This is a genomic window from Novosphingobium sp. GW835-FHT14H07, from assembly GCF_058793515.1.
In genome coordinates this window covers 130,163-147,259 of sequence record NZ_JBXAFX010000004.1, presented here as the reverse complement: position 1 = coordinate 147,259, position 17,097 = coordinate 130,163, and the positions used below count along the sequence as shown (strand labels likewise).

Genomic DNA, 17,097 nt, shown 5'->3' with positions numbered 1-17,097 from the left:
CGCCAAGGGGCAGATCAGATTGCGTCCGCCGCCAGATCCAGACCCTCGTTGCGATAGGCCGCGACGAGCGCGTTGCGCAGCAGCACCGCGATCGTCATCGGGCCGACGCCACCGGGCACCGGCGTGATGGCCGAGGCGACTTGCGCGGCGCTTTCATAGTCGACATCGCCCACCAGCTTGGTCTTGCCTGCTTCGGCGCCGGGTACGCGGTTGATGCCTACGTCGATCACGGTCGCGCCGGGCTTGATCCAGTCTCCCTTGACCATCTCTGGTCGGCCAACGGCAGCCACGACGATATCAGCCCGCTTCACCACGTCTGCGAGGTTCTTCGTGCGGCTATGCGCCACCGTCACCGTGCAGCTTTCCGCGATCAGCAACTGCGCCATCGGCTTGCCGACAATGTTGGAGCGGCCGATCACCACCGCGTCGAGGCCCGATAGATTGCCGAGTTTGTCCTTGAGCAGCATCAGGCAGCCAAGCGGCGTGCAGGGCACGAAACCCGGCTGGCCCACGGCAAGGCGGCCGGCGTTGGTGACGTGGAAGCCGTCGACGTCCTTGTCGGGGTTGATCGCGGCGATGACCTTCTGCTCGTCGATATGCTTGGGCAACGGCAACTGCACGAGAATGCCATCGACCGCGGGATCAGCGTTGAGCTGCTCGACCATCGCCAGCAGATCGGCCTCGGACGTTTCGGCTGGCAGCTTGTGCTCGAAGCTGTTCATGCCCGCTTCCACCGTGCTCTTGCCCTTGGAGCGGACATAGACCTGGCTTGCCGGGTCCTCGCCCACCAGCACCACGGCCAGGCCAGCCTTGCGCCCGGCCTGGGCCTCGAACGCAGCGGCAAGATCGCCCACGCGGGCGCGCAGGGTGGCGGCGAAGGCCTTTCCGTCGATCACGGCAGCAGTCATCGTCTATAATCCAGCGAGTTTGTGTGTCACATTCCCGCCGAGGATGCGGCAATGCCGCTCAGCAGGATCGTCAGCAGGTTAAGGCCGATGATCAGTACCATCGGCGAGAAATCGAGCGCGCCGGTATCGGGCAGGATCTTGCGGATCGGGCGCAGCATCGGCTCAAGGATAGCGTTCAGGGCCTTCCACATTGCGGCAACCGCGTTGTTGTGCATGTTGACGACATTGAACGAGATGAGCAGGCTCAGCACGAACTGCACGATGACGACTACGACAAGGATGTTCACGAGGTAGTTGATCATGGCGATCAGCGTGTAAAGCAGCATCGGTGCATATCCTCGTCGGCAGATTGAGAGCGAGCCATGCTCCTAGCCGACCCTCTTGCCGGGCCACAAGTGCCCGCAGTGTCGCTACGGGGCGACACTTGCGCGGCTCTGTATGTGCTACTTACAATTTAGGCAAGCTTCGCCGCTGTTGTCCTCAGGGCTTGCCTGGGTTGAGCGTCGTGCTGTCGATATGCCAGCGCAGCTGCTCCGCCGACGCTCCGGGCACGTTGTTGACCCTTCGCAAGATCACGTCGCCCGTTATCGTGCGGTCACCATCGGTTATGACCACCGGGGCGGTATAATAGATCGAACCCGCCGCGCCTTCCTGCTGGCCTTCGCCAATCACTACCGAAGGAGCCTTGAGCCTGCCCCAAGTCTCGGCGAAAAGCCTCGCGTCCATGCCGCTGCGATCCCCCTTGTCTGCCCAGAAAGCGCGGACACTGCGCCAGTCGCGGGCTTCGATGGCGGCGGCAAAGGCATCGAGCACGTCCTCGGGCCGCTTGGCAAGAGAGGGCTGAGCCACTTTTCCGGATGCTGCAGGCTCCAATCGCTGTGCAGGACCGGCTGTCGACTGAGCAGCGGGCGCAGCCATCGCGGTGCTGTCTTCTGCAGGCGACGCCGGCCCCCGCTGACAACCGCCAAGGTGAAAGACCAGCGCCGACATGGCGGCCGTGACAAGAGCGGTGCGGATCATGCCGCAGGGACGAACGCGGGCCGATCCGGTTCCGCGCTTAATGGAAACATAATCTCCGGTCGAATCGGCGCCTCAGGCGCGGATCAGCGTCCCCGCACCGCGCGCGGTGAAGATCTCCAGCAGCATGGCATGGGGCACGCAGCCATCAAGCACGACCGTCGCCTCGCAGCCCGCCTCGACGGCGTGGACGCATGTCTCGAGCTTGGGGATCATGCCGCCGCTGATGGTGCCGTCTTCGGCCAGTCGCGCAATGTCGGCGGGCCTGAGGTCGGTCAGCAGGTTCTTGTCCTTGTCGAGCACGCCCGGAACGTCGGTCAGCAGGAACAGGCGTGAGGCACCGAGTGCGGCGGCAATCGCACCTGCCATGGTGTCGGCATTGATGTTGTAGGTCTCGCCATCCTCGCCGACGCCGATCGGCGCGATCACGGGGATCATTCCGGCGTTGACGATGGTGTCGATCACGGTCGTGTCGATGCGGTCGGGCTCGCCCACGAAGCCGAGGTCGACCACGATCGGATCGCCATCCTCGCCCTCGATGGCCTTGGGCGACTTCTTCGACTGGACCTTGCGGGCGACCACCATGCCGCCATCCTTGCCGGAAATGCCGATGGCCTTGCCGCCCGCGCGGGCGATCCAGCTGACCAGTTCCTTGTTGATGGCGCCGGCCAGGACCATTTCAGCCACTTCGGCGGTCTGCTTGTCGGTCACGCGCAGGCCGTCGACGAACTGCGATTCGATGCCCAGCGCCTTTAGCATCCGCCCGATCTGCGGCCCGCCGCCGTGGACGACGACCGGGTTGATGCCCACGGCCTTCAACAGCACGATGTCCTCGGCAAAGTCCTGCGCCAGTTCGGGATCGCCCATCGCGTGGCCGCCATACTTCACAACGAAAGTCTTGCCGGCATAGCGCTGGAGATAGGGCAGCGCCTCGGTCAGGGTCTCTGCCTTGGCAAGCATCGCGGGGTCGTGGTTCTGGCTCATGCGCGCGCCCTTACGCGCAATGCTTGCAGAATCCAATATTGGCGTTGCGCGCGTGACGGCAGCTTATGCCGTCCAATCAGGATGGGCTGTCGAGCCTGCGACCGATCTTCATCACCAGCGCAATGATCAGCGGCACCAGCACTGCCGACAGCACGACCTTGGCCAGCATCTGCCCCGCCATCAGGCTGGCAATCGGGCGCACGCCATAGAACGAAACCGAAATGAAGATCAGGGTATCGACAACCTGCGAAAGTGCCGCGGCAATGAAACCGCGCACGGCAAGAAACCGCCCTGCCGCACCGCGCAGGCGGTTGAAGATCCACACGTTGAGCGTCACCGACACGCCATAGGCCATGATCCCGGCCAGCATCATGCGCCACGATTGGCCAAGGATGATCGGGAAGGCTCCCTTGGCCGGTTCGTACATGCCCGGGTCAGTCGGCAGGTTCAGCACGAACAGCGTCAGCGCGATGGCAAAGGCCAGCGGCAGGAAGCCATAGCGGACAAGGCGGTCTGCGGCGTCCTTGCCATGAAGCTCGGCTATCCCGCTGGAAATGCCAACAAGCGTGAGGAAGGGAAATATCCCGGCCTCCACCGCCAGCGGACCAAGCGCAACCTGCTTTGCTCCCAGCACACCGCCCAACGTCACCATGCCGCCATAGAACAGCGCGAAGAGGAACAGCGAACGGGGGATTGCGAAGGCTGGCGCGGTGGTATCGTGCATTTCGGGCCGATAGCGCGCTTTTAACCTCCCGCCAATTCGCTATTAGATTCTGCTGAAACCAATTTGCGTGCGGAGCAGATCCTTCCCGATGCGTGTCGCTTCAAGTCTTCTCGGGATGGTGCTCATCCTTGCCCTCGCCTTCCTGCTCTCGTCGAACCGCCGGGCGATCCGCCTGCGCGTGGTAGCCGCGGCCTTTGCCCTGCAGGCGGGTTTCGCCGCGCTGGTGCTGTACGTGCCGGTCGGCAATCGCCTGCTGCAGGGCGCAGCGGGCGGGGTCGAAAGCCTGCTCGGCTTCGCCCGCGCCGGTGTGGCCTTCCTGTTCGGTCCCTTGGCGGACCCGGCGATCGGCGGCACCAGCTTTGCCATCTCGGCCCTGCCGGTGATCGTGTTCTTCGCCGCGCTGATCTCGATCCTCTACTACGTTGGCGTGATGCAGCTGGTGATCCGCTGGATCGGAGGTGCGCTTGAAAAGGTCACCGGCATCAGCAAGGTCGAATCGCTATGCGCCGCCAGCAACATCTTCGTCGGCCAGAGCGAATCACCGCTGGTGATCAGGCCCTATCTTGCCGCGCTCAACCCCAGCCAGCTGTTCACCGTGATGACGGTGGGCATGGCGGGCGTGGCGGGGACCATCCTTGCAGCCTATGCCAGCATGGGCATTCGCATCGACTATCTGGTGGCGGCTGCCTTTATGTCCGCGCCGGGCGGGATTCTGATGGCCAAGCTGATGATGCCCGACGAGCCGCCCGTGCCCGCCGAAGTTGCCGACGAAGCCTTGCCCAACCCGCACGTGAAACCCAGCCTCGCCTCGGACGAGGAAGAGCGCCCCGCCAATATCATCATGGCGGCAAGCCAAGGGGCGCAGACCGGGGTGAAGCTCGCCGTCGCCGTGGGCGCCATGGTGCTGGCGTTCGTCGCGCTGGTCGCGCTCGCCAACGGCGTGCTCGGCTGGATCGGCGGGTGGTTCGGTACGCCCGACCTCTCGTTCCAGATGGTGCTGGGCTATGTCTTCGCGCCGGTGTTCTACCTGCTGGGTGCCGACGGCTGGAGCGAGGCGATGCAGGCTGGTGGCCTGTTCGGCAGCAAGATCGTGCTCAACGAATTTGTCGCCTTCATCGAACTCGGCAAGGACACCGCGCTGTCGGCCCACACCGTCGCCATCGTCACCTTCGCACTGTGCGGCTTTGCCAACTTCAGCTCGATCGCGATCCAGATGGCGGTAACCGGAGGCCTTGCCCCCAACCAGCGCCCGATCATCGCCAAACTCGGCATCCGCGCGCTGGTAGCAGGCGCGCTCAGCAATCTGATGAGCGCCGCATTGGCGGGGCTGTTTCTCAGCCTCTAGGCGGGGATTTCAACGACATACATTCGTCGGCCCGGACTTGATCCGGGCCAAGGCTTCTTTCCAAACACGCGCGAGAAACGCCCTGCCGGATCAAGTCCGGGGCGACGTTGGAGTGACGTCAGGCGAAATGTTCCGCCAGTATATCCACCGCCTTGGCGAGTTCGCCGTCGAGGTAGCCCAGCAGCTTGTGCCAGTCGTGCGCGCCGGCCAGTTCGCCGGGGCCGTCTGACACGCCGCGCAGGCCCACCAGCGGCACGCCAAACGTGCGGGCAGCTCGGGCGACGGCATAGGTTTCCATGTCGACCATGTCGGCGCTCACCCGGTCCCAGTGATCGCCGCTGACAACGTCGCCGCCGCTCGATAGCGTGGCGATTGGCAGGTCCAGCGGCGTGTCCAGCGGCAGGTCCTTGGGCTCATCGAGATAGGGCACCAAGCCCGGCTCCACGCCCAGCGCCGAGGCGTCCATGTCGCGCCACGAAACGCTGCCGATCTGGTGGATCGAGCCCAGGGCGCAGCGCCGCGATCCGGCCGAGCCGAGGCAGACGATCAGGTCGGGCAGGGTGCCCGCAGCCTCCAGTCGCGCCAGCGCAATTCCTGCGTGCAGCGCCGCCTCGACCGGGCCGATTCCGGTAATCAGCGGCACGAACCGCGCGCGCAGGTGCGGGCCATATTCAGGCTCTGCTGCCATCACGAACAGCGCACGCTTGGTGCCGAGCTGCGTCAGTTCAACCATTGGCTTGGGCTTTCAGCTGATAGAGCAGATCCAAAGCCTCGCGGGGCGACAGCGCATCGATGTCGAGGCCGTTGAGGCGCTCGCGCAGCGCGTCGACCTTCTCCTCTGCCGCTTCGATCGCGGCCGCGAACAGGGGCAGGTCATCAAGCCCTGCGGCAAGGCCGCCGGTGGCGGCGCGGCCTTTCTCGAGCTTTTCCAGCACCGACTTGGCACGCTTGATTACCGGCGCTGGCACGCCTGCCAGCCGGGCCACGGCAAGGCCATAGGACTTGTCTGCCGGTCCTTCCGCCAGTTCGTGCAGCAGCACCAGATCGCCCTTCCATTCCCGCGCGCGGACGTGGTGGAGCGAGAGCGAATCGCAAGCTTCGGCAAGACGCGAGAGCTCGTGGTAGTGCGTGGCGAACAGGCAGCGGCAGCGGTTGATCGAATGGATTGCCTCTGCCACCGCCCAGGCCAACGACAGGCCGTCGTAGGTCGATGTACCCCGGCCCACCTCGTCGAGGATCACGAAACTGCGCTCGGTCGCCTGAGACAGGATCGCCGCCGTCTCGACCATTTCGACCATGAAGGTCGAGCGGCCGCGCGCCAGATTGTCCGATGCGCCGACGCGGCTGAACAGGCGATCGACCAGGCCGATCGTCGCGGCTTGCGCGGGCACGAAGCCGCCGGCCTGTGCCAGCAGCACGATCAGTGCGTTCTGGCGCAGGAAGGTGGATTTACCGCCCATGTTCGGCCCGCCGACCAGCCAGAGCCGATCCTGCGGATGCAGGCAGCAGTCGTTGGCGACAAAACGCTCGCCCTTGGCCGCCAGCGCTGCCTCGACCACCGGATGCCGCCCGCCGGTGATCTCAAGACAGGGCTCGTCCACCACGCGGGGGAGCGCCCAGCCGCCTTCGGCTGCCCGCTCGGCCTGTCCCGCGGCCACGTCGATGCGGGCAAGTGCTGCCGCCGTGGCAGCGATCGCTTCCCTGGCGCGCACGGCGTGACCGACGAGGTCCTCGAAATGCGCTTCTTCCGCTGCCAGCGCATGGCCACCGCTTTCTGCAATCCGGCTGGCTTCCTCGTGCAGGGCCAGCGCATTGAAGCGCACTGCGCCCGCCATGGTCTGGCGGTGGGTAAAGCCCGATTCGGGCGCCATCAGCCGGTCAGCGTGGCGCGCCGGAACCTCGATGAAGTAGCCCAGCACGCCGTTGTGGCGGATCTTCAGCGCGGTGACCCCGGTATCGTCGCGGTACTTCGCCTCGAGCGCCGCAATGGCGCGGCGGGCGTTGCCGGAAACCCGGCGCAACTCGTCGAGCGCGGCGTCGTAGCCCTCGGCGATATAGCCACCCTGCGACCGTTCGGTCGGCGGCGCTGGCACCAGCGCACGGGCGTAGAGATCGCACAACGCGCCATGGCCCGATAGCGAGGGCAGCATCTCGTCGAGCGGGCCGGGCCGGTCGGAGCGCGCGCGCAGCACGTCGTGCAGGCGGCGTGCCTCGGAAAGCCCGTCGCGCAACTGGCCAAGATCGCGTGGAGAGCCACGCCCGGCCACGACCCGGCCCAGCGCACGGCCGACGTCGGGCAGGCTGCGCAGGATGCCGCGGATGTCGCCCCGCAGCAGCGGATCGTCGTGGAGCCAGCTGACCAGTTCCAGCCGCCGGTTGATTGCGCGCGTATCGGTCAGCGGGGCTGACAGGTCCTCGGCCAGGAGACGCGCCCCGGCCCCCGTTACGCAGCGATCAATCGCCTCGACCAGCGAGCCTCGCCGGGTACCGCTCGAACTGACCAGTATCTCAAGGCTGCTGCGCGTGGCTTCGTCCATCGCCATGTGCGTGCCGGCCTCGCGCGCCACCGGCGGCAGGATCAGGGGCAGCGCGCCACGGCCGACATGATCGAGGTAGGCGACGAGACCGCCCGCCGCAGCCAGCATGGCGCGGCTGAACTGCCCGAATCCGTCGAGTGTGGAGACCCCATGCACGGCCTTCAGCCGCGTCTCGCCTTCGTCGCTGCCGAACGACCGATTCGGACGAGGAACGCAATCAATCGGCGCGTTCTCCCATGATTCTGGCGCGACCACCTCGCTCGCGCCAAGCCGGGCCAGCGCCGCGCCCATCTCATCGGGCGCGCATTCCTCAAGTTCCATGCGGCCCGTGGAGATGTCGCAGGCGGCAATGCCGATCGCGCCGCGCACCTCGCACACCGCGGCCAGCACGTTCGCCCGGCGCGGTTCGAGCAGTGCTTCCTCGGTCAACGTGCCCGCTGTCACGAATCGGACGATGTCGCGCGCCACCAGCGCCTTCGAACCACCGCGTTTCTTCGCTTCCTCGGGCGTTTCGACCTGTTCGGCGATGGCCACGCGGCAGCCCGCCTTGATCAGCCGGGCAAGGTAGCCCTCGGCGGAATGGACCGGCACGCCGCACATCGGAATCGGCGCGCCGCCGTGTTCGCCGCGGCTGGTCAGCGCGATGTCGAGGACTTGCGCGGCGATCTTGGCGTCGTCGAAGAACAGCTCGAAGAAGTCGCCCATGCGGTAGAACAGCAGGCAGTCGCCAGCCTGCTGTTTAAGCGCAAGATATTGCGCCATCATCGGAGTTGGGGCATTAGGCGTCACGCGCACGTGGCTAGACGAGCGCGACGTGTTTCTCAAACCATCGACACCGGGATATCCGCAACTCCAGCGCGCAGCCTGTGCAGAGCAGGCAGCATGGGGACGGTTCCGGTCTTGTGGGGGTACTTACGGTTTGACGCAAGTCCGCGAAAAGGATTGGCTCCAGGGTCTGAAGGCCGCTTGGGCGCGCGCAGGAGCGCTGCCGTGGCTTTCGGGCCCCGGCATCGTCATTGCAGTGCTGCTCGTTTGCGCCCCCTTCGCGCTGGTCGAAGTGCCGCCACTGATCGACGTGCCCGGCCACATGGGCGCCGCCGCGATCGAGGCTGCCGGCCCCGGCAATCCGCTCGAACAGTACTTCACCTGGAAGTGGGTGTTCACCCTGAACATCGGCGGCGGCGTGCTGATGAAGGTGCTCGGAGCGCAGTTCGGCATCCTCGCTGCAGGCTGGTGGAGCACGGTGCTTGCCACGGGCCTGTTTGCAGGCGGCTGCTTGTGGACCATCCGCATGCTCAATCCCAAGGGTGGGCACGCCGCGGCATGGTCGCTGATGTTCGTGTTCAGTTTCCCGCTGCTGACGGGCTTCCTCAACTACATCCTTGCCACCGGCCTTTCGCTGACCGCGTTCGGCGCCTCGCTCTGGCTTGAACAGCGCAACCCAAAGGCGCGCGCCGCGATGCTCGTGGTCGCGCAGCCGGTGGCAATGCTCTGCCACGCGATCGGCGGCCTGCTGCTGGCGTTGCTGGTAGGCGCCCATGCTTTCGGCCGCGCGATGGACGAACTGCCCGAAGGCTGGCGCTGGCGCGACCTGACCAACCGCCAGTGGCTGCGCACGCTTGACTGGAAGGCGATTGGCTTGCGCCTCTGGCAAGCTTGCTGGCCGCTGCTGGCCACGGTGATCACGATCGTGCTGTGGAAGGCGTTTTCGCCGCCCGTCCAGTCGATGAACATCTGGCGCTGGGACCAGAAGGCGTGGTCCTTCGTGCTGACCTTGCGCGACCAGTCCAAGCTGCTCGATGCCGGGACCACGATCATCGCCTGCCTGCTGGTGCTGGTCGGGCCGTTCCTCGGCGCAAAGTGGCGCTTCCGGCAGGGCATGCCCGCGCTGATGGTGTTCTTGCTGTTCCTCGCGATCCCGAGCGACATCAACGGTTCGGCCTTCGTCGACATCCGCATCCTTCCGGTCGCGGCCATGCTCGGCCTCGGCCTGCAGGACTGGAGCGGCGCCCGGCGCCCGCAGTGGGCGCGCGCAGTCGCTTATGCCGGCATGGCCCTGCTTGCCGTGCGCCTCACCGTGACGGCATGGAGCTTCAACGGCTATGCCGAAGACTACAACAAGCAGCTTTCCGCGCTGACCCATGTCGAGCCCGGCAGCCGCGTCCTCGCTTTCGTAGAGCACTCGTGCCTCGACGAATCCTGGCGCAACACCCGCCGCGATCACCTCGCCAGCCTCGCGAGCCTCTACCGGCAGGCCTGGGTCAACGACAACTGGGCGGTCCCCGGCCTGCACATGGTCGTGCCGCGCTTTCGTCCGGGTCGCAACTTCACGGCGGACCCTTCAGAGTTCGTCTGGTCGCGCGGTTGCGCCGGTGGCTGGCGTCGCAGCGTCGATACCGCGCTGAAGTACGCCCCGATCGAGCGCGTGGACTATGTCTGGCTGATCGATACCGGCTTGCCGCGACGCGCCGATCCTCGCTTGCAACTGGTCTGGCAGGAGGGCCGCAGCCTGTTGTTCAAGGTAAGGCGGCTCGGCATCCCGACGTGGCAGCCGAAGGACCTCTAAACCGGCAGTCCGATTCCGCATCCGGCATTTTCGATAGATTTGCATCGACTCTGCAGTGTCCGCGCGCCTTGACGTAACGTCAAAGGTCGGACACTGCCATCACAACAAGTCCGGTCAGATACGGGGGAACCATGTCCGAGGAAAGCAACGTCCGCTTCACCGAACGCGAGGCGCTTTTCTACCACAACACGATCCGCCCCGGTAAGATCGAGATCATCGCCAGCAAGCCGATGGCGACCCAGCGCGATCTGTCGCTGGCCTATTCTCCCGGCGTTGCGGTCCCGGTCCGCGCTATCGCCGAAGATCCCGCCACTGCCTATGACTACACCGCCAAGGGCAACCTTGTTGCCGTGATTTCCAATGGCACTGCCATCCTTGGCCTTGGCAACCTTGGCGCGCTGGCCTCCAAGCCGGTGATGGAAGGCAAGGCCGTGCTTTTCAAGCGCTTTGCCGACGTCGATTCGATCGACATCGAGCTCGCCACCGAAGATCCCGACGCTTTCATCGAAGCTGTTGCGCTGATGGAGCCCTCCTTCGGTGGCATCAACCTTGAAGATATCAAGGCGCCCGAATGCTTCATCATCGAACAGGCCCTGAAGGACCGCCTGAAGATACCGGTGATGCACGACGACCAGCACGGCACGGCAATCATTTCCGCCGCAGGTCTGCTCAATGCCTGCCACCTGACCGGACGCAAGCTCGAGGACGTCAAGGTTGTCGTCAACGGCGCGGGCGCTGCGGCCATTGCCTGTACCGCGTTGATCAAGGCGATGGGCGTGCGCCACAACAACGTCATCATGTGCGACCGTTCTGGCGTGATCTACCGCGGCCGCGAGAACAGCATGGACCAGTGGAAGAGCGCGCACGCGGTCGATACTTCGGCCCGGAGCCTCGAGGATGCTCTGGTCGGCGCAGACATCTTCCTTGGCCTTTCGGCAGCCGGGGCCTTGAAATCGGACTGGATGGCCAAGATGGCGCCGCAGCCGATCATCTTCGCAATGGCCAACCCGGACCCGGAAATCACTCCGCCCGAAGCAAAGGCGGTGCGCCCGGATTGCATCATCGCCACGGGCCGGTCGGACTATCCGAACCAGGTCAACAACGTCCTTGGCTTCCCCTTCATCTTCCGCGGCGCGCTCGACGTTCAGGCGACCGCGATCAACGAAGAAATGAAGATCGCCGCAGCCGAGGCGATTGCCCAGCTCGCTCGCGAGCCTGTCCCCGAGGAAGTCGCTGCCGCCTACGGCATCAACCACACCTTCGGTCTCGACTACATCATTCCCGCACCGTTCGATCCGCGCCTCATGGAAGTCGTGTCGTCGGCAGTGGCGCAGGCAGCGATGGATTCGGGCGTGGCGCAGAAGCCGATCGAGGACATGGACGCCTACCGGACCAGTCTCAAGGCGCGCCTCAACCCGACAACCTCGGTGCTGACCAACGTGTTCGCCCAGGCCAAGGACAATCCCAAGCGCGTCGTCTTTGCCGAGGCCGAGAACGAGGTGGTGCTGCGTGCCGCGATCCAGTTCAAGGACTTCGGCTATGGCACCCCGGTGCTGGTCGGACGCACCCAGGGCGTGCTCGATCTGCTGACCGAACTCGGCGTCAGCGATCCTTCGTCCTATGAAATCCACAATTCCGCCGTCTCGCCGCTGGTGCCCGAGATGGTTGCCTACCTCTATGAACGCCTCAAGCGCCGCGGCTATCTTGAGCGTGACGTCAAGCGCATGGTCAACCAGGACCGCAACGTCTTTGCCTCGCTGCTCGTCGCGCTCGGCCATGGCGATGCACTGATCACCGGCATGACGCGTACTTTCGCGCAGTCGATGAAGGAAGTGCGCCGCGTTCTCGACCCCAAGCCCGGCCACCTGCCCTTCGGCATCCACCTCATGGTCGCCAAGAACTATACGGTGTTCCTGGCAGATACGACCGTGAACGAGCGTCCTTCGGCCGAGGACCTGGCGCATATCGCCAAGGAAACGGCCGCCGTCGCGCGCCGCATGGGTCACGAACCGCGCGTTGCGTTCCTGTCGTACTCGACCTTCGGCAATCCCTATGGCCGCTGGCTGGAATCGATCCGCGGTGCGGTGGCCATTCTCGATGCCGAAGACCCGGGCTTCGAATACGAAGGCGAAATGGCGCCGGATGCTGCCTTGAACCCCAAGGTCATGGCCAACTATCCGTTCAGCCGCCTTTCCGCTCCGGCCAACGTGCTGATCATGCCGGGCCTGCAATCGGCCAACATCTCGGCCAAGTTGCTGCGCGAACTGGCTGGCAATGCCGTGATCGGCCCGATGCTGCTGGGCATGGAGAAGCCCGTCCAGATCGCACCGATGACCTCGCTGGCGCCCGATATCCTGACGCTGGCGGTGCTGGCGGCTGCAGGCGTGGTGGGTTAAGTTCTTCGGACTTGCGCCCCCGCGAAGGCTGGGGCGCAGTGCCTCGGAACCTAGATCAATCCCGCCAGCGGACTGCTTGGATCGGCATACTTGCGCGTTGGCATGCGTCCGGCAAGATAGGCATCGCGCCCGGCCTGCACTGCCAGCTTCATCGCCCGGGCCATGCGGATCGGGTCCTTGGCTTCGGCAATCGCGGTGTTCATCAGCACGCCGTCGCAGCCGAGTTCCATCGCCACGGCCGCTTCCGAAGCCGTGCCCACGCCGGCATCGACCAGCACCGGCACCTTGGCCCCTTCGACGATCAGCCGCACCGTCACCTTGTTCTGGATGCCGAGGCCTGAACCGATCGGCGCGCCCAGCGGCATGACCGCCACGGCGCCCGCATCCTCGAGCTGCTTGGCCGCAATCGGATCGTCCACGCAGTAGACCATCGGCAGGAAGCCTTCCTTGGCCAGCACTTCGGTGGCGCGGATCGTCTCGATCATGTTGGGATAGAGCGTGCGTGCCTCGCCCAGCACTTCGAGCTTCACCAGATCCCAGCCACCCGCCTCGCGCGCCAGGCGCAGCGTGCGGATCGCACTTTCGGCATCGAAGCACCCGGCAGTGTTGGGGAGGTAGGTGATCTTCTTGGGATCGATATAGTCTGTCAGCATCGGCGCCTTGGGGTCCGACACGTTGACGCGGCGCACCGCCACGGTGACGATCTCCGCGCCCGAGGCCTCGACTGCGGCGGCGTTCTGCTCGAAGTCCTTGTACTTGCCGGTGCCGACAATCAGGCGCGAGCGGAAGGTGCGGCCGGCAACGGTCCAGGTATCGCTTGAATCCGTCACGTCGCTTTGTCCTCCACCTACGAAATGCACGATTTCCAGAACGTCGCCCTCGGCAATCGCCACGTCGCCCAGCGTGGAGCGAGGCACGATCTCACCATTGCGCTCGACCGCAACCTTGGTCGGCTCGAGTTCGAGGCTGCGCACCAGATCGGCGATCGATCCGGGCGCGGCCCGGCGGGGTTCGCCGTTGACGACAAGGGAGAGCATTCCAGTCATGCGGCCCGCTTTAGCGACGCGGGGGCAGGGTGCAAGTATGGCCTTAGTGAGAGGCGCGCATGTTGATCACGTGCGCCACTGCCACGAGGATCACGCCGCCCACCGTCAGCGCCACTTCGGCATCGCCATGGCCAACTGCAACGGCTGCGCCCATCAGCGCCAGCCCCGTCCCGCCAATGGCCAATGGCAGCAAGCGTCCATGACGCAGCGCGCCGATCCCGATCGTCGCCGCGCCGATGACCAGCGCGAAGGCGAGGCCCCAGCGGTGTATGTCCGGGTTCAGCAGCACACCGCCGCCGATGCCCAGCATCCCGACCAGGAACAGCCCCGCCACGCAGTGAATCAGGCACAGCCCCGAAAGGAGCACGCCGATCCGGTCAAGCCGGGCACGCAAGGCAAGCAGGGCATCACTCATGCAGCCTCATATATGTTACAATGTTACATCACACAAGGCGATGTGGCGAAATTCTCTCCTGTCCGAATGTCCACGGTACTGCCCGACAATCGCTCTTGCGATTCGAGGAGGGCGGGAGCAGGGGCGGGAGCCATGACTAACAGCGTCACGCCCAAGCTGCGAAACGATGCCACTGCCCTTGCGCGCTGGCTGTGCATTGTCGCCTTCATGGTCCTCGCCATCGTCGTGGTCGGCGGCATCACTCGCCTCACCGAATCGGGTGTCTCGATCACCGAGTGGAAGCCGGTCAGCGGCACCCTGCCGCCGATTACCGAGGCGCAATGGCAGGCCGAATTCGACGCCTATCGCGCCACGCCGCAGTACCAGCTGGTCAACGGTCCGGCGGGCATGACGCTCGAGACCTACAAGTTCATCTTCTTCTGGGAATGGGTCCACCGCCTGCTCGCCCGCACCATCGGCCTCGTGTTTGCAGCGCCGCTCGCGTGGTTCTGGATCAAGCGGCGCATCCCTGAAGGCTACAAGCCCCGGCTGCTCGCGCTGCTGGCACTGGGCGCACTGCAGGGTGCGGTCGGCTGGTGGATGGTCAAGTCGGGCATCGTCAACGACGTCAAGGTTAGCCACTTCCGCCTCGCCACGCACCTGCTGGTCGCGCTGTTCACGCTTGCAGGCCTCGTGTGGACCGCGCTTGATCTGATCGCGCTCGGCAAGGGCGAGGGTCGCTCACGCCTGCACGGCATAGGTCTGCTCGCGCTCATCATGCTGGTGCTGCAACTGTTCTACGGCGCGCTGGTAGCGGGCCTGCGCGCAGGCACTTCGGCCGGCGGCGGCTGGTTCAACTGGGACGCCTGGCCGCTGATGCAGGGCAAGGTCTATCCCGATGGCATCGACTGGGCACTGGGCGCAGGCCACGCGCTGTTGTCCGATCCGTTCCTCGTCCACTTCATCCACCGCTGGTGGGCTTGGGGCCTGGTCGCCGTGCTGGTCGTTGTCGCCCGGAAGCTGCGCAAAACGGACCGCAAGGCTTCTGTCGTCCTCCACTCGGTCTTTGGCACACAGGTCCTGCTCGGCATCTTCACCGTATGGAGCGGCGTCGCCCTGTGGCTCGGTGTGCTGCACCAGCTGGTCGGCGCGCTGCTCGTCGCCACCACAGTATGGTGCGCCCACATCCTCGGTCGCCCGAAACAAGGTGCGCAATGACCGCCGCGCTGATCTGGTGCCCCTTCGGCGACGTCGAGAGCGCCGAGGCGGCGGCAGGTCAGTTACTCGAAGAGCGCCTGATCGCCTGCGCCAACATCCTCCCCGCCATCCGCTCGCTCTATCGCTGGAACGGCGAGCGGGGGAAGGGCAGCGAAGTTGCAGTCCTGTTCAAGACCCGCGCCGACCTGCTGGATGCCGCCGTGGCGCGCCTCGAAGCGCTCCATCCCTACGATGCGCCCGCGATCTCCGGGTGGCGCTGCGATGCGGCAGGAGTGGCCACGCTGGGCTGGCTGGGGGCAGAGTGCGGGCCTCTTCTGCCATGAATATTCGTTGTGTCGTCGCCGCAAGACGATGTTATCTGCGACAATGCGCAATCGAGTTCTCGTCTTGCTCGCTGTGATGGCCGCATATGCAGCTGCGTTTCTTCCAATCCTTGTCATGGGTCGGGAAGGACTTTGGCTCGCCAAGCTTCTGTTTCTCTCGGGTTTGCCTTTTCTCGCATTGGCGACGGTGTTCGGGGTAGTATTTGCAGATCCAATCCGGGTGCATCCTTGGCCATGGAGCGTAAGTGCTTCGGCCATTGCCGTACTGGCGAGCACCCTTGCACTCTGGTTCCTCACAAGCAGCGCCATCGGACTGCTGAGCGTCATTCCTGCGATCTTTGCGCCGCTTGCCTTCAGGTTGGCACTAAAGTTTGGTGATCAATAAGGCGCGTCGCAAAGCAGCAGATTGGAAGAGGTATTATTTTACCTCTCGGAAAACCCGCAGTTTGCTTGACTCTCGCGGGCATTTGCAACAAAGGCGCGCTTCCTTCGTCGTGAAGAAGCGGATTCTCGCCCGGATCGACGCACCGAATATCCAGGGAACCCGTAGCCATGAAGGCTCTCAGCAAGGTCACCCGGTCGATCAAGCCGGCCGAGGTGGAGAAGAACTGGCATCTGATCGATGCCGAAGGCATGGTTGTCGGCCGTCTCGCCGTCGTCATTGCCAACCATCTGCGCGGCAAGCACAAGCCGAGCTACACCCCGCACGTCGATTGCGGCGATCACGTTGTCGTGATCAACGCCGACAAGGTCAAGTTCACCGGCAACAAGCTGAAGAACAAGACCTACTACAAGCACACCGGCTATGCCGGCGGCATCAAGGAAGTCACCGCGGACAAGGTCCTCGGTGGTCGCTTCCCCGAGCGCGTGCTTGAAAAGGCGGTTGAGCGCATGATCCCCCGCGGCCCGCTCGGCCGTGCGCAGATGCGCGCCCTTCACCTCTATGCCGGTGCCGAGCACCCGCATGGCGGCACCCAGCCGGTGGCGCTCGACGTCGCCTCGATGAACCGCAAGAACAAGGTGGGTGCATAATCATGGCCGAAACCGAAAACACCGTGTCGAGCCTCGCCGACCTCAAGGACCTGACCGCTGCTGCTCCCGTGGCTGCCGCTCCGGCCGAGGCTGGTGAAGCCGCTCCTGTCCGCACCGGCCCCGCTGCCGTGATCCGCGCTCGCGAAGTCGATGCGCAGGGCCGTTCGTATGCCACCGGCCGCCGCAAGGACGCCGTGGCCCGCGTGTGGCTCAAGCCCGGCTCGGGCAAGGTCACTGTCAACGGCCGTGACCAGGAAGTTTACTTCGCCCGTCCGACTCTGCGTCTGGTGATCAACCAGCCGTTCGAAGTCGCCGGTCGCGAAGGCCAGTACGACATCGTCTGCACCGTCAAGGGCGGTGGCCTCTCGGGCCAGGCCGGCGCGGTCAAGCACGGCATCGCCCAGGCCCTGTCGAAGTTCGAACCCGAACTGCGCAGCGCCGTGAAGGCTGCCGGCTTCCTGACCCGCGACCCGCGCGTCGTCGAGCGTAAGAAGTACGGCAAGGCCAAGGCCCGCCGCAGCTTCCAGTTCTCGAAGCGCTAATCGCGCTTCGGCGGGCAGTTCTCGAAGCGCCGATCGCGCTTCGGCTGCAAGGCAGAACAGAAAGG

Annotated in this window: 17 protein-coding genes; 8 read left to right on the top strand and 9 right to left on the bottom strand. The window is 65.0% G+C overall.

The annotated features are described in order from the left end of the window. Positions 1–14: 14 nt before the first annotated feature. The 5 genes from folD to AC1Q5P_RS05695 form a co-directional block, all read right to left on the bottom strand. Positions 15–908, bottom strand: coding sequence for a bifunctional methylenetetrahydrofolate dehydrogenase/methenyltetrahydrofolate cyclohydrolase FolD (gene folD, locus AC1Q5P_RS05715; protein ID WP_062348090.1), 894 nt, complete (start codon positions 906–908; stop codon positions 15–17). Between the two features lie 26 nt (positions 909–934). Beyond that, positions 935–1,234 carry a YggT family protein gene (locus AC1Q5P_RS05710; RefSeq protein ID WP_492518403.1) on the bottom strand — a complete coding sequence of 100 codons (300 nt, stop codon included), beginning with the start codon at positions 1,232–1,234 and terminating at the stop codon, positions 935–937. Between the two features lie 154 nt (positions 1,235–1,388). Then, positions 1,389–1,757, bottom strand: a complete 369-nt coding sequence (locus tag AC1Q5P_RS05705) for a hypothetical protein (RefSeq protein WP_156135732.1) — start codon at positions 1,755–1,757, stop codon at positions 1,389–1,391. A gap of 243 nt (positions 1,758–2,000) precedes the next feature. Beyond that, positions 2,001–2,909: an acetylglutamate kinase gene (gene argB, locus AC1Q5P_RS05700; RefSeq protein ID WP_492518402.1), complete on the bottom strand. Its 909-nt coding sequence runs from the start codon at positions 2,907–2,909 to the stop codon at positions 2,001–2,003. Positions 2,910–2,985: 76 nt separating this feature from the next. Further along, on the bottom strand, positions 2,986–3,633 hold the full coding sequence (locus AC1Q5P_RS05695; RefSeq protein ID WP_492518401.1) for a queuosine precursor transporter: 648 nt from the start codon (positions 3,631–3,633) through the stop codon (positions 2,986–2,988). 88 nt (positions 3,634–3,721) lie between these two features. On the opposite strand from AC1Q5P_RS05695, the gene AC1Q5P_RS05690 reads away from it, so the two are divergent. Continuing rightward, complete coding sequence (locus tag AC1Q5P_RS05690) at positions 3,722–4,978, top strand: NupC/NupG family nucleoside CNT transporter (RefSeq protein WP_193827461.1); 1,257 nt, start codon at positions 3,722–3,724, stop codon at positions 4,976–4,978. A 118-nt stretch (positions 4,979–5,096) separates the two neighbouring features. On the opposite strand, the gene AC1Q5P_RS05685 is transcribed toward AC1Q5P_RS05690, so the two are convergent. Next, a complete protein-coding gene (locus AC1Q5P_RS05685) occupies positions 5,097–5,711 on the bottom strand; it encodes a 5'-methylthioadenosine/S-adenosylhomocysteine nucleosidase (RefSeq protein ID WP_492518400.1) in 615 nt (204 codons plus the stop codon). Next, on the bottom strand, positions 5,704–8,280 hold the full coding sequence (gene mutS / locus AC1Q5P_RS05680; protein ID WP_492518491.1) for a DNA mismatch repair protein MutS: 2,577 nt from the start codon (positions 8,278–8,280) through the stop codon (positions 5,704–5,706). Before mutS ends, AC1Q5P_RS05685 begins: the two co-directional genes overlap by 8 nt. A gap of 154 nt (positions 8,281–8,434) precedes the next feature. On the opposite strand from mutS, the gene AC1Q5P_RS05675 reads away from it, so the two are divergent. Together AC1Q5P_RS05675 and AC1Q5P_RS05670 are read left to right on the top strand one after the other, a co-directional pair. After that, positions 8,435–10,081, top strand: a complete 1,647-nt coding sequence (locus tag AC1Q5P_RS05675; protein WP_492518399.1) for a hypothetical protein — start codon at positions 8,435–8,437, stop codon at positions 10,079–10,081. A 131-nt stretch (positions 10,082–10,212) separates the two neighbouring features. After that, positions 10,213–12,477 (top strand): NADP-dependent malic enzyme, encoded by a 2,265-nt coding sequence (locus AC1Q5P_RS05670; protein WP_039332981.1) that lies wholly within the window; start codon positions 10,213–10,215, stop codon positions 12,475–12,477. 50 nt (positions 12,478–12,527) lie between these two features. Here the strand turns inward: AC1Q5P_RS05670 and thiS are convergent, their stop codons facing one another. Both thiS and AC1Q5P_RS05660 read right to left on the bottom strand, forming a co-directional pair. Further along, entirely contained in the window at positions 12,528–13,523 is a 996-nt protein-coding gene (gene thiS / locus AC1Q5P_RS05665) for a sulfur carrier protein ThiS (RefSeq protein ID WP_082013311.1), read from the bottom strand. Between the two features lie 43 nt (positions 13,524–13,566). Then, positions 13,567–13,938 (bottom strand): MerC domain-containing protein, encoded by a 372-nt coding sequence (locus AC1Q5P_RS05660; protein ID WP_427465560.1) that lies wholly within the window; start codon positions 13,936–13,938, stop codon positions 13,567–13,569. A 132-nt stretch (positions 13,939–14,070) separates the two neighbouring features. Between AC1Q5P_RS05660 and AC1Q5P_RS05655 the strand changes: the two genes are divergently transcribed. The 5 genes from AC1Q5P_RS05655 to rpsI all read left to right on the top strand — a co-directional run bounded on the left by AC1Q5P_RS05655 (position 14,071) and on the right by rpsI (position 17,032). Further along, on the top strand, positions 14,071–15,135 hold the full coding sequence (locus AC1Q5P_RS05655) for a COX15/CtaA family protein (RefSeq protein ID WP_492477213.1): 1,065 nt from the start codon (positions 14,071–14,073) through the stop codon (positions 15,133–15,135). Next, positions 15,132–15,458 (top strand): divalent-cation tolerance protein CutA, encoded by a 327-nt coding sequence (cutA, locus tag AC1Q5P_RS05650; RefSeq protein ID WP_039332978.1) that lies wholly within the window; start codon positions 15,132–15,134, stop codon positions 15,456–15,458. Before AC1Q5P_RS05655 ends, cutA begins: the two co-directional genes overlap by 4 nt. Positions 15,459–15,534: 76 nt before the next feature. Further along, on the top strand, positions 15,535–15,843 hold the full coding sequence (locus AC1Q5P_RS05645) for a hypothetical protein (protein ID WP_492518398.1): 309 nt from the start codon (positions 15,535–15,537) through the stop codon (positions 15,841–15,843). A gap of 167 nt (positions 15,844–16,010) precedes the next feature. Further along, positions 16,011–16,490: a 50S ribosomal protein L13 gene (gene rplM / locus AC1Q5P_RS05640; protein ID WP_039332974.1), complete on the top strand. Its 480-nt coding sequence runs from the start codon at positions 16,011–16,013 to the stop codon at positions 16,488–16,490. Between the two features lie 2 nt (positions 16,491–16,492). Further along, positions 16,493–17,032 carry a 30S ribosomal protein S9 gene (gene rpsI / locus AC1Q5P_RS05635; RefSeq protein WP_039332972.1) on the top strand — a complete coding sequence of 180 codons (540 nt, stop codon included), beginning with the start codon at positions 16,493–16,495 and terminating at the stop codon, positions 17,030–17,032. The last annotated feature ends 65 nt before the right edge of the window (positions 17,033–17,097 follow it).